At 76.5% G+C, this 15,451-nt stretch carries 14 protein-coding genes; 4 read left to right on the top strand and 10 right to left on the bottom strand.

From position 1 onward, the window contains the following. Positions 1–154: 154 nt before the first annotated feature. Positions 155–1,198, bottom strand: a complete 1,044-nt coding sequence (locus F593_RS0112055; RefSeq protein WP_022929011.1) for a phosphatase PAP2 family protein — start codon at positions 1,196–1,198, stop codon at positions 155–157. A 136-nt stretch (positions 1,199–1,334) separates the two neighbouring features. Between F593_RS0112055 and F593_RS30350 the strand changes: the two genes are divergently transcribed. After that, positions 1,335–1,883 carry a MarR family winged helix-turn-helix transcriptional regulator gene (locus tag F593_RS30350; RefSeq protein WP_022929012.1) on the top strand — a complete coding sequence of 183 codons (549 nt, stop codon included), beginning with the start codon at positions 1,335–1,337 and terminating at the stop codon, positions 1,881–1,883. Between the two features lie 7 nt (positions 1,884–1,890). On the opposite strand, the gene F593_RS0112065 is transcribed toward F593_RS30350, so the two are convergent. The 8 genes from F593_RS0112065 to F593_RS0112100 form a co-directional block, all read right to left on the bottom strand. Beyond that, complete coding sequence (locus F593_RS0112065; protein WP_022929013.1) at positions 1,891–2,925, bottom strand: ATP-dependent DNA ligase; 1,035 nt, start codon at positions 2,923–2,925, stop codon at positions 1,891–1,893. 67 nt (positions 2,926–2,992) lie between these two features. Beyond that, complete coding sequence (locus F593_RS28320; protein ID WP_022929014.1) at positions 2,993–4,321, bottom strand: S1 family serine peptidase; 1,329 nt, start codon at positions 4,319–4,321, stop codon at positions 2,993–2,995. A 165-nt stretch (positions 4,322–4,486) separates the two neighbouring features. Further along, entirely contained in the window at positions 4,487–6,433 is a 1,947-nt protein-coding gene (locus F593_RS24765; protein WP_084629947.1) for an alpha/beta fold hydrolase, read from the bottom strand. 173 nt (positions 6,434–6,606) lie between these two features. Beyond that, the gene (locus F593_RS0112080) at positions 6,607–7,833 is read right to left on the bottom strand and encodes a GNAT family N-acetyltransferase (RefSeq protein ID WP_022929016.1); all 1,227 of its coding nucleotides are present in this window, start codon (positions 7,831–7,833) and stop codon (positions 6,607–6,609) included. A gap of 102 nt (positions 7,834–7,935) precedes the next feature. After that, entirely contained in the window at positions 7,936–8,253 is a 318-nt protein-coding gene (locus tag F593_RS0112085) for a peptidoglycan-binding domain-containing protein (protein WP_022929017.1), read from the bottom strand. Between the two features lie 201 nt (positions 8,254–8,454). Then, entirely contained in the window at positions 8,455–9,510 is a 1,056-nt protein-coding gene (locus F593_RS0112090; protein ID WP_022929018.1) for a hypothetical protein, read from the bottom strand. Continuing rightward, complete coding sequence (locus tag F593_RS0112095) at positions 9,507–10,103, bottom strand: RNA polymerase sigma factor (protein WP_022929019.1); 597 nt, start codon at positions 10,101–10,103, stop codon at positions 9,507–9,509. Before F593_RS0112095 ends, F593_RS0112090 begins: the two co-directional genes overlap by 4 nt. Positions 10,104–10,242: 139 nt before the next feature. Further along, positions 10,243–11,157, bottom strand: coding sequence for a helix-turn-helix domain-containing protein (locus F593_RS0112100; RefSeq protein ID WP_022929020.1), 915 nt, complete (start codon positions 11,155–11,157; stop codon positions 10,243–10,245). A 119-nt stretch (positions 11,158–11,276) separates the two neighbouring features. Between F593_RS0112100 and F593_RS0112105 the strand changes: the two genes are divergently transcribed. Together F593_RS0112105 and F593_RS24770 are read left to right on the top strand one after the other, a co-directional pair. Beyond that, positions 11,277–12,047: an SDR family oxidoreductase gene (locus F593_RS0112105; protein ID WP_022929021.1), complete on the top strand. Its 771-nt coding sequence runs from the start codon at positions 11,277–11,279 to the stop codon at positions 12,045–12,047. 58 nt (positions 12,048–12,105) lie between these two features. Beyond that, positions 12,106–13,131, top strand: a complete 1,026-nt coding sequence (locus tag F593_RS24770; RefSeq protein ID WP_022929022.1) for a hypothetical protein — start codon at positions 12,106–12,108, stop codon at positions 13,129–13,131. Here the strand turns inward: F593_RS24770 and F593_RS0112115 are convergent. Beyond that, on the bottom strand, positions 13,128–13,616 hold the full coding sequence (locus F593_RS0112115; protein WP_022929023.1) for a hypothetical protein: 489 nt from the start codon (positions 13,614–13,616) through the stop codon (positions 13,128–13,130). The genes F593_RS24770 and F593_RS0112115 overlap by 4 nt on opposite strands. 303 nt (positions 13,617–13,919) lie before the next feature. Between F593_RS0112115 and F593_RS0112120 the strand changes: the two genes are divergently transcribed. Beyond that, the gene (locus F593_RS0112120; RefSeq protein ID WP_022929024.1) at positions 13,920–15,401 is read left to right on the top strand and encodes a hypothetical protein; all 1,482 of its coding nucleotides are present in this window, start codon (positions 13,920–13,922) and stop codon (positions 15,399–15,401) included. Positions 15,402–15,451 lie beyond the last annotated feature (50 nt).

Here is a 15,451-nt window from a genome sequence, read left to right on the forward strand (position 1 = left end):
CGTCCTCGGCTACCCGGGTGCGGTCCTGCCAAACGAGCGGTTGTACGCCAACGGATCGGGCGGCACCGGGGCGGATCCGGCGGCGAGGGGCGGGTCGCGCGATGCCGGGCGGGTCGCGCAGCGACGGGCGACCCCGTCGGGCGGCCGCGGTGGGTCAGCGCCCGATGGAGCAGCAGCGCCCGCGGCCGCGGGATGCGGTGGGACGTGCGTCGTCCGTCCGGGGGCCGGCGTCCGGCGAGGCCGCGCGCTCCGCCGGGCTCTCGCCGTCGCGCCGCGCCACCGCGGTGGCGACGGGCCGGGTGACGGAGCGCAGCGACACGACGGAGGGTGCCGGGGTCAGCGCGAGCGTGCCCGCGGCGGCCAGGCCGCGGCGCAGGAACGGGACGGGGGAGCGGCGGGGGGCCACGGCGATCGCCAGGCCCAGCAGCGTGACGGCGATTCCCGCGACCGCGTCGAAGAGGTAGTGGTTGCCCGTGGCGACGACCGTCAGGGCGATGATCGGCCCCCAGGCGAGGCCCAGCAGGCGGACGGGCCCGGAGCGGAAGGTCAGCGCGGCGGCGATCCCGACCGCGAAGGCGAACGCGACGTGGAGGCTGGGCACGGCGGCCAGCGGGTTGTAGAACGCGGTCGACAGCCCGGAGGTCAGGGCGCCCGAGCCGCTCGCGGTGATGGTGTCCGTGATCCCGATGTCGGCCAGCCGCGGCGGCGCGACGGCGAAGAAGGCGTTGACCGGGGTGGCGATGATCCAGGTGGCGACGAGCGTGTCGCGCAGGCGGCGGAACGCGGTGATCGACCGGGTGCGGACGAGGAACAGCACCGCCGGGACCACCAGGAACTGGGCCGCCATGTAGAGGTGGTTGAAGATCCAGATCGAGACGGACCCGTCGAGCGCCCGCTGGACGGGCCCCTCGACGTCCACGCCGAGGCCGCGCTCGAGCTCGACGACCCACAGCGCGTTGCTGCGGGCGACGCCGAGGTCGTCCGCGCCGACGAGCTTGGCCAGCGTGTAGCTGGCGTAGGCGATGACGAGGGCCAGCAGCGTCGTCCGCCACGTCCACGCGCGGCCGGACGACCAGGCGATGCGGCGAACGGACGGCCGGGCCACGGGGACGGCGGCGGAGCGCGGGGGCACCGTCGGTGACGGAGCGGCGGCGGGCTCTGCGCGGCGGCGTGCGGCGGGCGCCTCGATGGTGGACATGCGATCGACCTCACGCCGCGTGCTCGCGACGGCTCGGGGTGTTGGTCGGAGGCGGAGGATCCGTCGGCGGCCGGTGGTGAAACAGACGGTATCAGATATTTATCTGCGCAGGCAGCTAAATCGGTACTCTCGGGTCATGTCCGATGCCCCCCTCACCCAGCTGGAGCTCTCCGCCTGGAAGGGCTTCCTGCGCGCCCAGGCGTACCTGCGCAAGGAGCTCGAGGCCCGGCTGACCGAGGTCGGCGGCGGGCTCGGGATCGGGGAGTACGACGTGCTGATGGCGCTCTCGCAGGCGCCGCACCGCGCCTCGCGCATGAGCGACCTCGCCCAGCGCGTGGTGATGACGAGCGGCGGGTTCACGCGGCTCGTCGACCGGCTCGTCCGGGCGGGTCTCGTGGCGCGCAAGCGGTGCCCGGACGACGGTCGCGGCTCGCTCGCGGTGCTGACGGACGAGGGCGTCGCCCTGGTCGACCGCCTCGGCCCGGCGCGGGCCGAGCAGGTTCGCCGCCTGTTCCTCGACCACCTGGACGAGGAGGACCTGCGCCGCATGTCCGCGGCCTGGGAGCGCATGCTCGGCCCGGAGCCCGACGTCGCGTCCGACCCGTGCGGCGCGGCCATCGACGCATGCGCGGGCGAGGTCGAGGCCGGCCGCCTCACCCCGGCCCCCGTCTCTGCGCGAGGCTGAGCGCCCCTCACCCCTCCAGTTGGTCCACGGTGCAGGCGGCGGCCGGCTTGTCCTCCCGCCAGCGCTCGAGCTTCGCGCCGTGGCGGATGCGGCCGCCGGAGACCTGGTCGAAGCTCACCTCAACGACGAGCTCGGGCCGCAGCTCGACCCACTCGAGCTCCTTCTCGGACTTCCAGCGGCTCGGCTCGCCGGCCTGGACCCGGCCGGTGCCGTAGGGCTCGAGCTCCCCGACGAGCTCGCGCTTGCGCTTGGCGGAGAAGCTCGAGGTGTGGCCCACGGTGCGCAACTCGCCGTCCGGGGCGTAGAGGCCGAGGATGAGCGAGCCGACCGTGCCCTCCTCCTTGCCGTGGCGCCAGCCGACGACGACGCAGTCGATCGTGCGCTTGCGCTTGATCTTCACCATGCCCTTGCGCTCGCCCGGCAGGTAGGGCGCCCCGGTCTCCTTGGCCACGACGCCCTCCGTGTCCTGGAGCCAGCCCTCGGCCTCTGCGGCCGTCGTGACCGCGGGCGTGATGGAGACGCTGGAGTCGCCGAACTCCGGCTTGGCGAGGAACGTCTCGAGCGCGGTGCGGCGCTCGGAGAACGGGCGCTCGAGCAGCGCGAGGTCGTCCACGGCCAGCAGGTCGAAGGCGACGTAGCGCGCGGGCAGCTCGACCGAGAGCTTCTGGATCCGCGACGCCGCCGGGTGGATGCGCTGGGAGAGCGCGTCGAAGTCCTGGGCGGCGCTCGCCTCCGGGATGCCGGCGACGTCGGCACCGTCCGCGTCCGGATCGGGGTCGGCGGGCAGGTCGACGACGATCTCGCCGTCGAGCACGTAGCGGCCGGCGGGGAACCGCAGCTCGGGGAAGTACCGCTCGAGCGCCTTGCCACCGCGGGAGAGCAGCACGACGGACGGCTCGTCCCCCTCCTCGGGCACGTCGACGAAGGCGATCGCCCGGAACCCGTCCCACTTCGGCTCGTACGACCACCCTTCGCCCTCGGGCAGCGACGGCCGCGCCCGGGCGAGCTGGGGGGCGAACGGGGGCTGCAGGGGAAGGCTCACCGCGCGAGCGTAGACCGCGGACGGGCGGCGGAGAAGGGCAGGGCGCCGTCGCCCACGGTCCGGCGGACTACCGCGGGCGGAGCGTCACCACGGTCGCGAAGCGCTGGCGGTTGCCGGCGCCGTCGGTCGCGCGCAGCGTCAGGGCGTAGCGGCGGCCGGGGACGAGGCCGCGGAGGACGATGGTCCGGCGCCCCGCCGCCGAGGCGAGGCCGGAGTGGTCGCGGGCCCGACCCCGGGCGCACGGCCGTCCCGCCCGGCAGCGGCGGGCGAGGGTGCGCAGGCTCGCGCGCACGGTCAGCGGTCCGGCGGCCGCGGCGGGAGCCGTGACGCGGACCCGCACGGTGCAGCGGGTCCGCGTGCAGCTCCGCGCGTCGACCCGCAGGGCGGGGCGGAGGACGTCGCGGTCGGCCGGAGCCTCGCGCGTCGGCGCCGGGACGGGAGCGGGCAGACCGGCGGCGGTGCGCAGGAACGCGCCGACGTCCGGGTCGGCCACATGGGTGTAGAGGCCGGGACGCCCGGCCTGCGCGCAGCCGCTGCCCAGGCTGACGATGCCGACGAGGACGGGCGTGCCGCCGTCGTCCGCGGTCAGCGGCCCGCCGCTGTCGCCCTGGCACGCGTCGGCCCCGCCGGCGGGCTCGCCCGCGCAGAGCTGCCGGGCGTTCACGCGGATGCCGACGGCGGCGTACGTGGCCGTGCAGCCCGTGCGCGGCACCACGCGCACGTCGGCGACCTGCAGGTCCTGGGGATAGTCGTCGGCGCCCTGGCCGCCGGCCGTCTGCGGGGCGCGGTTGCCCCAGCCCGACACGCGGACGGGTGCCGTGCTCTCGACGCCGGCCACCGCGGGGAACGCGGTCGGGTCCGCCGGCGCGATCGGCGCGATCGCGGCGGTGCCGTCGGCGGCGGGCGTGCCCTCGTAGAGCGGCGCGTCGAGGGTGAGGACGGCGGCGTCGCCGTCGAGGTTCTGGAGCGTGAAGCCGGGCCGGGCGACCATGCGGAGCACCCCGACGTCGCGGGCCGTGGGCGCCTCGGGCTCGGTGCCGCCGCGCAGGCGTGCGGTGCCGGCGAGCACCCGGACGTCACCGACGGCCCGGGCCAGGCCGGTCTGCGGGTCGAAGAGGCAGTGCGCCGCGGTCACGACGTGGGTGGCGTTCAGGATCGCCCCGCCGCAGAACTGCCCCTGGTAGGGCGTGCGGGGCAGGTGCAGCGTGCCGCCGCGCGGGGCGTAGAGCGCCACCTGGAACGGACGGGCCGTGATCGGCGCGGCACTCCCGCCGACGACCCGCGGGGTGGCGCGAGCGGGGGACGCCGGGTCAGCGTGGCGCGGCGACGTTCCGGCGGCGTCCGCGCCGCTCGGAGCCGCCGCGGCCGAGCCGAGCGCCACGACGGCGGCCAGCACCGCGGCGACCACCGTCGCCCGTCGCCCGCCCGATGACCTCGTCCGCACCACGTCCACCCCGACCCCTTCGCTCCCGCCCCGCGGTGTCCTCCGTGACGACCGGCACGACCGGCGCCACCGGCACCGCGGCGGCCGAGGCGACCGTCGCCTCCTGAGCCGGGAGCGCTACCGCCGCACGATGACCCGCGCCGGGCGCACCTTGCCCGCCGAGACGCGCACGCTGAGCGTCGTCGCCGAGCGGCGGCGCAGGGCCTTGACGGTCGCGGGACGCAGGCGCACGCGGGTGGTCCAGGAGCGCTTGCCGCGGGCGACGCTCTTCGTCGCCACGACGCGGGAGCGCAGGCGCAGGCGCTTCGCCGTGGCCTTCGACACCGTGATCCGGACGCGCACGCGGCGGGCGTTCGGGCGGGTGCCGCGCAGCAGGACGCCCGAGCGGCGGACGGCGGCGAGGCGCAGGCGGCGCGTGGCGGGCCCGAGGCCGGCGGACGGTCGGGCGCCGGGCTTCGCGGTGCCCCCACCGGCGCCGGGTCCGGGGCCGGTGCCCGGTCGCGTGGCCGAGCCCGCCAGCACCGGGTCGGCCGGCGTGCCGGCCGGGTCGCCGACGGGCAGGGTGACCGTGGCGTCGGCGATGTCGACCGACCCCACGTTCGTCGTCAGGCCGTACACGTTCGTGCCGTCCGTGATCTGCAGGCGGTAGCGGCTCTTCGGCGTCAGGTGCATCGCGACCGCCTCGAGGCTGCGCTCCACCGTGTGCTCCTGGCCGTCGAGCGCGACGGGGATCGGCGTGGCCTGGTTGCCGACGACGACGCGCCGCTCCTCGTCGACGATCTGCGCGTAGACGTGGGCGTTCGTGAGGACCGCGTTGCCGCGGTAGCGGAACCGCAGCACCGGCTCGCCGACGACCTCGCGCTCCGCGGTCTGCGCCGGGATCGGCAGGTCGACCCCCGTCGCCGCGGGCCGCGCGGCGACGAGGATCCCGTTCAGCGTGGAGATCGGCGTGAGCGGCAGGGTGCCGGCGCCGCGGCCGGTGATCGTGCCGGCGTCCTTCAGCGGGAAGTCGTTCGCGGAGCGCACGACCCCGTCGTCGGCGACCCACTCGAAGCCGGGTCCGATGTCGGCGCCGGCGTCGTCGCGCAGCCAGCGGTCCATCCAGGCGAGGACGCGCGGCTCGATCTTCTCGCCCAGCGCGTTGCCGGTCTGGCACAGGCCGTGGCCGCCGCAGAACCAGAGCATCTTCGTCGGGGTGCCGGCCTTGCGCAGCAGCCGGCGCATGTCGACGGCCTGGCTCGGGGTGAAGAGCGTGTCGGCGGTGCCCTGCAGGATCAGCGAGGGCGCCTTGACGTTCGCGATCGCGTCCCCCGTCGAGCGGGCGGCGAAGAAGTCGTTCAGCCCCTGGTCAGCGCGGCCCGACACCGCCGCCCCCGCGGCGAGCGTCGTCAGCTCGAGCGGGAACCCGCCGAGTTCGAGGCCGTGGGGCGAGAGCGCGCCGAGCGCCGTGGCGGTCGGCAGTCCGAGGCCGATGAGGGGCAGGCCCCAGCCGAGCTTGAGCCGGCCCTCGCGGCCGAGCGCCTGCACGAGCGACGTCCACGAGATCGCAGGAGCGAGCGCGTCGATGCGCCGGTCGCGCGAGGCGGCGGCCCACTGCACGCCGCCGCCGTAGGACGCGCCGTGCATCCCCACCCGCGGATCGCCGGCGCCGTCGAGCTGCGCCTGCGGCCGGTTGGCCACCCAGTCGACGATCGCGGACGCGTCGCGCCCCTCGAACTGTGGCGCGTCGAGCTGGACCTCGCCGCCGGAGCGGCCGAAGCCGCGCGAGTCGAACGTGACGGTGTTGAAGCCGTGCTTGCGGAAGACGCCCGCGCCGACCTGGCCGAGGTCGCCCGAGGTCGTGTCGCCGTCCGCGGTCTCGCGCGTGGCTCCGAAGCCGTGGGTCAGCAGGATCGTCGGCGCCCGCTGCCCGGGCTTCAGGCCCGTCGCCGGTTGCCAGTCGGCGTCGATCTTCGTGCCGTCGAACGACGTGATAGCGACGTTCTCCGCCGACGCGACGGCCGGCGTGAGCGCCCCGAACGCGGCCACCAGGGCGACCGTTCCCCACCTGCGAGTGCCTGACATGGCGGCACCCTACTCCCGGTAGGGAGGGTCCGGGGGAGAACGTCGGGCGCGCACGAATCCGGGCCGGGCGGTCCTCCGCCGGGTGGCGGACGGGCCATGCCGGCCAAGAAGCCCGGGGGCCTGGAAGACCGGCCTGGACGACCTCGGCCTGGAGGACCGGCTCAGAGACCGGCCTAGAAGACCGTGACGTTCCAGGGCGCACGGGCGGTACGCGCGGCGTGGTCGAACGCGGCGGCCGCGCCGGGCGTGGCCTCCGTGACCATCCCCGCGTCGACGGCGCGCACGAGGGAGCCGCCGCCCAGGAACGCCGCGCCCAGCTCGGCGACCGGGAGGGCGAGGTCCGCGGGCTCGTCCGTCCTGGTGCAGCGGCCGCCGTCCGGGCCGAGGTCCAGCCGCCAGCGCCCCGCGTTCTGCGGCAGCAGGTCGTCCTCGAGCTCCACGGTCAGCCGCGCCGCTGCGGACCAGGTGCGACCCGCGATCGCGGCGGGGACGTCGAGCAGCCGCAGCCAGAGGGCGTCGTGCTCCGTCAACTCCGCTGTGCGCTGGTTGCGGAGCAGGGCGACCAGCGGGTCGTCGACGGGGAGCATCGGCACGTTCAGGCGACCGGCCAGATCGATCGACAGCAGGAACGCCCAGAGGTCGCATCGGGCCTGGGGTGTGAGGGCGACCAGCTCCTCGACGTCCACCACGCCGGACGCCTCCTCGGGTTGCGTGTCGTCGACGCGGACGCGGTAGAGCGCGTAGCCGTCCGCCGGCTCCCCGGCGGCCACGACGCGGAGCCGGCCGCCTCGGCGTTCGTCCTCCGGGTCCGCGAGCACCTCGTTCTCCCACCAGGCGGCGTCACGGCGCAGCACCCCCGCGCGCTCAGCCGCGAATCGCGCGTGGGCGCCGTCGAGCTCGGGACCGGCCGTCGCCGGGTCGAGCATCCGCACCGGCCGGGGGCGAAGCCCGTCGCGCAGCCCAGAGTCGCGGTCGCGGAGGCGGACCTTGGCGCTGTGGTTCGCCGTCGCGACGCCGAAGCCGAAGCGGCTGTAGATCGTCGCCTCGGCGGCCCACAGCACGGCCAGCGGCACGCCGCCTGCGGCCAGGCGACCCAGCTGGCCTTCCATCATGGCCCGCATCAGGCCGCGGCGACGGTGCGTCGGCGAGACGCCGACCCACGAGATCGCGCCGGACGGCAACGTTCCGCCCGGGACCGACAGCGACTGCGGGTAGACGACGGAGGACCCGACCAGCCGGTCCCCGTCGTAGGCGCAGAGCGTCTCCTCGTGCCGGATGACCGCGGCGTGCCGAGCCCGTCGCGCGGCCGGCCGCGGCTCGTGGAACGCCAGCTCGTCCAACTCGAACAGCTCCTCGAGCGTGTCGCCCACCGGGAGAGGTCGAAGCGCGATGCCGTCCATGGCGACGAGCCTATGCGCCCGGTCGGCGGGCCCGCGTCCGGCGGTGGACCACTGCGCAACGGCGGCGTCCGTCCGACGGCGGGAGGGACCTCTCGCCACCCCTCAGGCGTGCGCGGCGAGCAGCAGGTCGACCGTGCGGCGGTCGGCGATGCCGGTGCAGGGCAGGCCGCGGTGGCGCTGGAACGCGGCGACCGCGTCGGTGGTGCGGCGGTCCCAGTGGCCCGAGAGCGCGCGCGGGTCGAGCTCGCCGGCGCGGACGAGCAGCGGTTGCAGCTCGACGGCGCGCAGGGCCGGCACGACGTCGGCCGCGGCCTCGCCGGGGATCAGCGCGTCGACGAGGGCCCGCCACAGCGCGCGGCGCGGATCGCGGCCGCGGGGCATCCCGCCCGCCCAGTCCGGCAGGCCGGTGGGGGCGGGCACCGCGGAGCCCGTGGCGAGGACGCGCGCAACGCCGGGTCGGCGCTCGGGCCATCGGCGTCCCCGGAGGACCCGACGCCCGACCGAAGGAATGGCTCGCCGTTGCATGCCGGAGCTATCGGCCGCGGCCGGTGGAAGTCGCACGTCCATCGATCATCTGCGGAGCGCCGCCGCGGACGGCCGCACCGCCGGCGGTCCCACGCGTCACCGCCGGAGCCGCTCCCGCGCGACGACGCGCCCCGCAGCGTCGTACTCCGTGAGGACGAGGGGGCCCGCCCCCGGCCACGGCTCGGTGAACGCGAACACGCCCTGGTCGACCCGGAACCGGCGGGTCACGGCGCGCCGCAGGCGAGGGTCGGCGGCGCGCCGTGACCCGGGCGCGGGACGGACGACGACACGTACCGTGCGCGGGTCCGCGAGGCCCACGAATCGCTGCCTTCCGCGGGCGTGGCTCGACATCGCCACCCCGGTGGGCGTCTCGCCGCGAGGCGTGACCGAGATCCCAGTGCTCCCGACCCCGCCGGGACCCGTCGCCCGGCTGGGGAGGTCGGAGAGCCAGACGGTCTGCGCACCGGGAGCCGTGTCGCGTCGGTCGGCCAGCAGGACGAGGGCACGCGCCGTGACGGGGTCGTCGTCGCGCGCCCCCGCCCGGTGCTGGGCCCCCAGGAGGTGCTCGCGGCGCGCACGGGCGCACCCGGCTCGGTCCGGTGGGCCCCCGACGACGTCGGAGGTGCTCACGAACATCAGGATCCGGCCACCGTCGGGGAACCGCGCCACGCGCTCCGTTCCCCGGAGGACCGCCGATCCGACGCCGACCTGCAACCGCCGCGCGAACGCGAGCGCGCGGGCGGCCTCCCGGGCCCTGCCGCGCTCCCGAAGCCCCGGCGCGACCTCCGGTCGCGGCGCGAGGGCGGGCAACGCCCGGGCGATCTGCGGCAGGGGTGCGTCGTCGACCGGGGCCCGGTCCGGGATGTCGAGGGGCGCGCCGACGCGCCGGTCGGGGTCGCGGCACGCCGGATCCCGCCACGTCGCGGTGACGGCGGCCTGGACGAGCCGGGCTGCGGCTTCGTCCGTCCCCGGGCCGCCGACGAGCCCCGCGGCGCCCGCGGCCCCGGCGGCCAGCACCGCCGGGACGGCGAGCAGGCCGAACCACCGGCGTCGGGTGCGCCTCCGCGCTCCGTCGCCCGCCGCCTCAGATCCCGTCGCTCGCTCCCGGACGCTGCGCCGCAGCTGCCGCTCCAGGTCGTCGTACTCGGTCATGCGCGATCCTCCATCCGGGTGCGGAGTCGTCGCAGCCCGCGGTGCACGCGCTGGCGGACCACGGACGGCGAGCACTCCAGCTCGCGCGCGATCTCCTCGTACGGTCGTTCCTCCACGACCCGCGCCAGCACCGCATCGCGCTGCTCGTCCGGCAGGCCGTCCAACGCCTCGTGCAGCGCGGCCTCGTCGGCGCGGGACGCCTGCTCCTCCACCCGAGCGAACCCCGCGTCCTCGAGCTGCACCGGGTCGAGCCCGAGGTCGCGGCGGGCGCGATCCTCGACCTGGCCGCGGCGCAGGCTCTCGCGCAGCTTGTTGAGTGCGATCCCGTACAGCCAGGCCGTCGCGGGCCCGCGGTCGACGTCGAAGCTCGGCAGCCCGACGACGACCGCCGCGAAGGTCTCGGCCGTCAGGTCGAAGGCGAGCTCCGGCCGACCGGTCCGCCGCAGGTGGAACCGGGTGACCCCGGGGAGGTGCCGCCGGTAGAAGACCGCAAACGCGTCGTCGTCCCCGCCGGCCGCTGCGCGCAGGAGCGCCGCGTCGTCGGGGGACGGCGATCGCGGCGCGGCGGCGACGCTTCGGGACGGAACACGCATCACCTGGGTATTTGCGCGGCTCGCCCGGGTGTGACCGTTTCGGATGGTGAAGGCGCTTCGCCGCGAGCCTGCCGGACGGAGCACGGCCCGCCGACGACGCCGCTCTTCCCGTCGAGGCCGCTCGACGTCTCGGGCCGGGCTACTCGCTCACCTCGCGCGTCGCCCCTGCGTCGGTCGCGGCCCGTCCGCGGTCGCTCTCGGCCGCGGACCCCGCGGGCGGGGCGGCGGTCCAGCTCGCCAGCAGGGCGAGCGCCTCGGCGGAGCGCGAGCCCGGCGCCACGGTGTAGACGAAGAGGGTCTGCTCCGGGTCGCCCGCGACGGGGAAGGCCTCGTAGTCCACGGTGAGCTCGCCGACGACGGGGTGGCGGTAGACCTTGGTGCCGTAGCCGTGGCGGAGGACGTCGTGCTGGGCCCACCAGCGGGCGAAGTCCTCGTCCTTCACGGTGAGCTCGCCGATGAGCGCCGAGAGCTCGGGGTCGTCGGGATGGCGCCCCGCCTCCATCCGCAGGACCGCGACGTTGTCGCGGGCGACCGCCTCCCAGTCGGCGTAGAGCTCGCGCGATGCGGGGTCGAGGAAGACCCACCGCGCGTGGTTGCGCTGCGCCGGCGGCAGCGCGTCGAAGTCGCACAGGAGGGCGCGGGCCAGGTGGTTCGTGGCCAGCACGTCCAGCCGCCGCCCGGTGACGAACGCGGGGGTGGGCAGGCCCTCGACGAGCCGCCGCACGCCGGGCCGCACGCGTTGGGGGCGGGGGGCGGCGCGGCGACGGGCGGGCGCGGCCGGCTTGGCGAGGGTGAAGAGGTGGGCGCGCTCGTCGTCGTCGAGGCGCAGCGCGCGGGCGATCGCGTCGAGGACGGACGCGGAGACGCTCGTGCTACGGCCCTGCTCCAGGCGGATGTAGTAGTCGACGCTCACGCCGGCGAGCGCGGCGAGCTCCTCCCGGCGCAGGCCCGGCACGCGTCGCCCGCCCTCGCCGGGCGGCAGGCCGGCGTCCTCGGGCGTCAGCCGGCCGCGGCGCGTGCGCAGGAACTCGCGGAGCTCGACGTTCTGGGCCACGCACGGAGTATGCGTCGCGGCGGGCCCGTCGTGGGTGGTCAGGATGGACCTACGTTCGCGCCGACCCGGGGTCGATCCCGTCGCTGGTGGGGCCGCCCCGGCGCTGGTGTCCTGGCTCCATGACCCCCACCATTCCCCGCACCCTCGACGGCCGGATCGCCGTCGTCACCGGCGCGTCCAGCGGCATCGGCGAGGCCACGGCCCTGGCGCTCGCCGAGCGCGGCGCCGCCGTCGTCGTGACCGCCCGCCGGCAGGACCGCCTCGACGCCCTCGCCCGCCGGATCGCCGACGCCGGCGGCCGCGCCCTCGCGATCGCCCTCGACGTCACGGACGCCGACGCCGTGAACGCCGTCGCGTCCCGCATCGCCACGGAGCTCGGTCGCGTCGACCTCGTCTTCGCCAACGCCGGTGTGATGCTGCCCGAGCCGATCGAGCGTTTGACGCGGCAGCAGTGGGACCACCAGATCGACCTCAACCTGAAGGGCCTGCTCTACACGATCGAGGCGTTCGTGCCGTCGCTCGTGGACGCCGCCGCGGACGGCGCGACGGCCGACCTGGTGCTCACGGGCTCCATCGCCGGGCAGCACCTCTTCCCGGGTTTCGCGGTGTACTCCGCGACGAAGGCGTTCGTCTCCCACCTCGGCGACCACCTGCGGATGGAGCTCGGCCCGAAGATGGTCCGGACCTCCGTGCTCGAGCCCGGCATCGTGAAGACCGAGCTGAAGGACCACACGAACGCCGGGACGCAGGAGTGGCTCGCCGGCATGGACGAGCAGATCGAGCTGCTCCTGCCGCAGGACGTCGCCGACGTCGTGGCGTTCGTGGCGGAGCAGCCGCGGCGCGTCAACCTCTCCCACGTTCGGGTCATGCCCACGCAGGAAGAGGTCTGAGCCGCCGCCGGGCCGCGGGGCTGCGCAGCGCCCCGGTCGCCCGGCCTACAGTCCAGCGATGCACGTTCGCCGGTGGATCGCCGTCGCGGCGGTCGCCGTCGCGGCCGCCGGCACCACCGTCGTCCTGACCGGCGACGACGAGCCCGCACCCGCCCGCGCGGCGACCGTCCCCGGCGGGCCGCGGTTTCAGGCCGTGCGGCGGACGATCGAGCGCGTCGACCGGGCCGACGCGGTCCGCTACGACGTCAAGGACGACCGGGGGCGCAACCTGGAGGGCCTGAAGGTCGTCGCGACGGGCGAGGCCGGCGGGCGGCGCTACGTCGGCGTGTCGCACCACGCGCGCGGCGGCACGCTCGACGTCCAGGTCGTGACGAGCCGCGACCTGCTCACCTGGCGCGGCGGGCGGACCCTGCAGCGCGACGCGTCGCAGGCCACCGTCCGGCGGCTGGGCGACGGGTCGTACCTCGTCGCGTGGGAGCGCCACGCGCCGCGCAACCACGTGGCGCTGCGGCACTACGCCGACCTCGACGCGTTGCTGGCCGCGACCCCGGACGCGCGCTTCGACGCGCCGCTGACGCTGGCGCCGACGGCGGAGGGCACGCCCGACATCCGCGCGGTCGACCTGCGGGACGGCACGGGCGACTCGACGATCGAGCTGGGCCTGCACCACTACGCCGACGGCGACGTCGACCGGCAGGCGCTGGCCACGCTGGAGGACTTCACGCGCTGGAAGGCCCGTCGGCGGACGGCGCTGGACGCGGACCTCGACGCGCTCGGGCTGCGCGGCAACCACGGGGACCGCGACACGTTCGCGGTCGACGGCCGCGGCTACGAGGTGCTCGAGGCGCAACGCCGCAAGGACGACTGGTCCTCGTGGCGCACGTACCTGCGCGACGGGGCGACCGGCGCGCTGGCGCCGCTGCGCATGCGGTTCCGCTTCGGGCAGGCGTCCTACGGCAACCCGACGGCCTCGGTGCTGCCGGGCCCCGGCGGCGGGACGGTGCTGTTCACGAGCGTCTTCCTGTTCACGGAGGCGGCCCCGCGCGGCGCCGGCTCCGCGATCGCCTACACGCGGCTGCGCTAGTCGCCGCGGACCACGGCGTGCGCGACGGGCGCCGGACGCGCGCCGATCGCCGGCCGGCCCGTGGCGCGGAACGCCTCGAGCTCCAGCGCCTCGCGCCCGCGCGCCCGGACCGCGTCCTCGCGACGCCGGGCGGAAACCGTGTAGCCGACGCAGGCCGCGGCGCCCGCGGGCAGCACTGTCAGCGCGACGGCGGCCTGGGAGGCGAACGCCGAGGCGCCGCCGGCGACGAGCGCGACGACGAACCCCCAGCCCGCCAGCGCGTAGGCGGCGTGCGCGGCGGCCGATCCGCGCAGCACGCGGAACAGCACCCGGGTCGTGGTGGCCTGCACCGCGGTCTGCGCGGCGACGCCCGCGGCGGCCGCGACGGCGTGGGGGGCGGCGAGCAGCACCAGCGCGGTCCAGCCGACCACGACGCCGAGCGCGGCGCCGAGGAGCAGGGCGACGGAGAGGACGGCGGCGCGGGGAGAGGAGAGCGGCGAGGACATGACGAGGGGGTGGGCCGCGGCACACCGTACCCCGCGCACGGCCGGTCCCGGAAGGCCGAGATCCGTCCGGGGCCCGAGGCCGCCGGGCCCCGGGAGACGCCCGGACGTCCAGCGGGACCGAACCCGATCGGGCGCGGGGCGTCCAACCGCGCCGGACGCCCGGCCCGGTTCGCGGCGCCCGGCCGCGCCTGCCGGTCGAACCCTCGTCCGTTCCCGGAGCGCCGGGCGCCCGGCCGGTAGCGTCCCCGCCCGCGTGGTGTCCGTCGATCCCACCGCCCCGGTGTCGCCGGGCGGCCCCTGACCGTGCTGCGCCGGGCGCTCTCCGCCGGGGTCCTCGGGACCGCCGGCCTGGTGTGGATCGTGCTCGTGACGATCGCGCTCGGCGGCGTGTGGTCCTCGTTCGAGCGACCAGCGCGCCGGACGATCGCGACGCCGGCGCCGAGCCTCGCCGCGCTGGACCGGGCGATCGCGCTGGCCGAGCCGTTCATCGACGGGCTGTACGCCCCGCGCGCCGACGGCACCGCGGCGATGGCCGAGTACTACGGCCTCCCCGTCCGCGTGCGCCTCGACAACGGCCCCTGGCTCCTGCCCGGCGCGGGTGAGAACCGCGTGGTGCGCGTGTCCTCCGTGCGCGACCGCGACGTCTCCGACGTGACGTTCCGCGCGGGCGACGCCGTCCTCCGGGGCCGCCTGACCGTCGACTGGGCGCCCGCGCCGGCGCCCGCCCGGATCACGTTCGTGCCGCGGGCGCTGGACGGCGCGCGCCGCGCGACGCTCGCGCTGCAGGAGCGTCCGCTGGCCACCGTCACGCCGGGGGACGTCGGCCGGCGGCTCGTCGCGCTCGTCCCCGGCGACCGACGTGGGCTCTACCGCTCCTTCCGCTTCACCGTCCGCCACGCCACGAACGACGCCGAGCAGTACGCGTTGCTGCGCGGCGACCGCGACCGGGCCGCGCGCCTGGGGAGCACCGCGCGCGCCGGCGGATTCCCCGCGGGGCGCGACATCTACGCGGCGCTGTGGAACGCCTCGGGCGCGTGGGGCGACGACATGCCGGTGTCCGCCGCGGCCTACGCGGACTGCGACCACCGGCTGGCCCCGGACGACCGCTCCTACCTCTACCGCTCCAAGACCTGCTCGCTGCCGAGCCGCGCCTACCTGTGGCTGTCCACGTTCGACCCGCTCGTCGGGATGCTCCACGGCCTGCACGTGCTCCAGCGCCACCACGACCCGGGACGCCGCTACGGCGACCTCGACCGGCAGGGCATCAGCGTGGCGGACGAGATCGGCCGCTGGGAACGCCTGTTCCGCGCCCAGGACGGCATGCCCCGCTGCTCGCCCGCCGCGTGCGACCTGACCTGGAGCTCCGGGGTGCGGACGGCGGTCTTCGGCGCGCTGGAGACCGAGCTGGGCTACGGCCACGACGACCGCATCAGCCGCACGTACGCCGACCGCACCGCCGCCGTGATCCTCGCGACGCAGATCCGCCCGCCCGGCGTGATGGACACCGCCTACGGCACCCTCCAGCGCCCGCTGCAGGTCGGCGGCTTCGCGATCGCCTGGCGCCCCGGGGGCCGCCTTGGGTTCTCGCCCAAGCTGCTGGCCCGCAGCGTCGACCGGGCCGCGGACGCCCTGTCGATGCCGAAGGAGTACACGGGCTTCGTCGCCTCGAACGCCGAGTCGGCGCTGGCGGCCTACGCGTTCCTCGTCCGCTACCGCTGCCGCAAGTACGCCGTCGGGTGCCGCGGGCAGTTCGCGATGCCGCGGATGCGCGCAGCGCGGCGGTAGAGGCGGACGGCGCGGCGGTAGGGGCGGCACGGCGGCGCGGGCGGAGTACG

Source organism: Patulibacter americanus DSM 16676 (assembly GCF_000420025.1).
GTDB classification, from domain to species: Bacteria; Actinomycetota; Thermoleophilia; order Solirubrobacterales; family Solirubrobacteraceae; genus Patulibacter; species Patulibacter americanus.

Bases quoted from the DNA above. Each gene is read 5' to 3' on its own strand.
- F593_RS0112055 (WP_022929011.1), bottom strand. From the start codon at position 1,198: ATGTCCACCATCGAGGCGCCCGCCGCACGCCGCCGCGCAGAGCCCGCC.
- F593_RS30350 (WP_022929012.1), top strand. From the start codon at position 1,335: ATGTCCGATGCCCCCCTCACCCAGCTGGAGCTCTCCGCCTGGAAGGGC.
- F593_RS24765 (WP_084629947.1), bottom strand. From the start codon at position 6,433: ATGTCAGGCACTCGCAGGTGGGGAACGGTCGCCCTGGTGGCCGCGTTC.
- F593_RS0112080 (WP_022929016.1), bottom strand. From the start codon at position 7,833: ATGGACGGCATCGCGCTTCGACCTCTCCCGGTGGGCGACACGCTCGAG.
- F593_RS0112090 (WP_022929018.1), bottom strand. From the start codon at position 9,510: ATGACCGAGTACGACGACCTGGAGCGGCAGCTGCGGCGCAGCGTCCGG.
- F593_RS0112095 (WP_022929019.1), bottom strand. From the start codon at position 10,103: ATGCGTGTTCCGTCCCGAAGCGTCGCCGCCGCGCCGCGATCGCCGTCC.
- F593_RS0112105 (WP_022929021.1), top strand. From the start codon at position 11,277: ATGACCCCCACCATTCCCCGCACCCTCGACGGCCGGATCGCCGTCGTC.
- F593_RS24770 (WP_022929022.1), top strand. From the start codon at position 12,106: ATGCACGTTCGCCGGTGGATCGCCGTCGCGGCGGTCGCCGTCGCGGCC.
- F593_RS0112115 (WP_022929023.1), bottom strand. From the start codon at position 13,616: ATGTCCTCGCCGCTCTCCTCTCCCCGCGCCGCCGTCCTCTCCGTCGCC.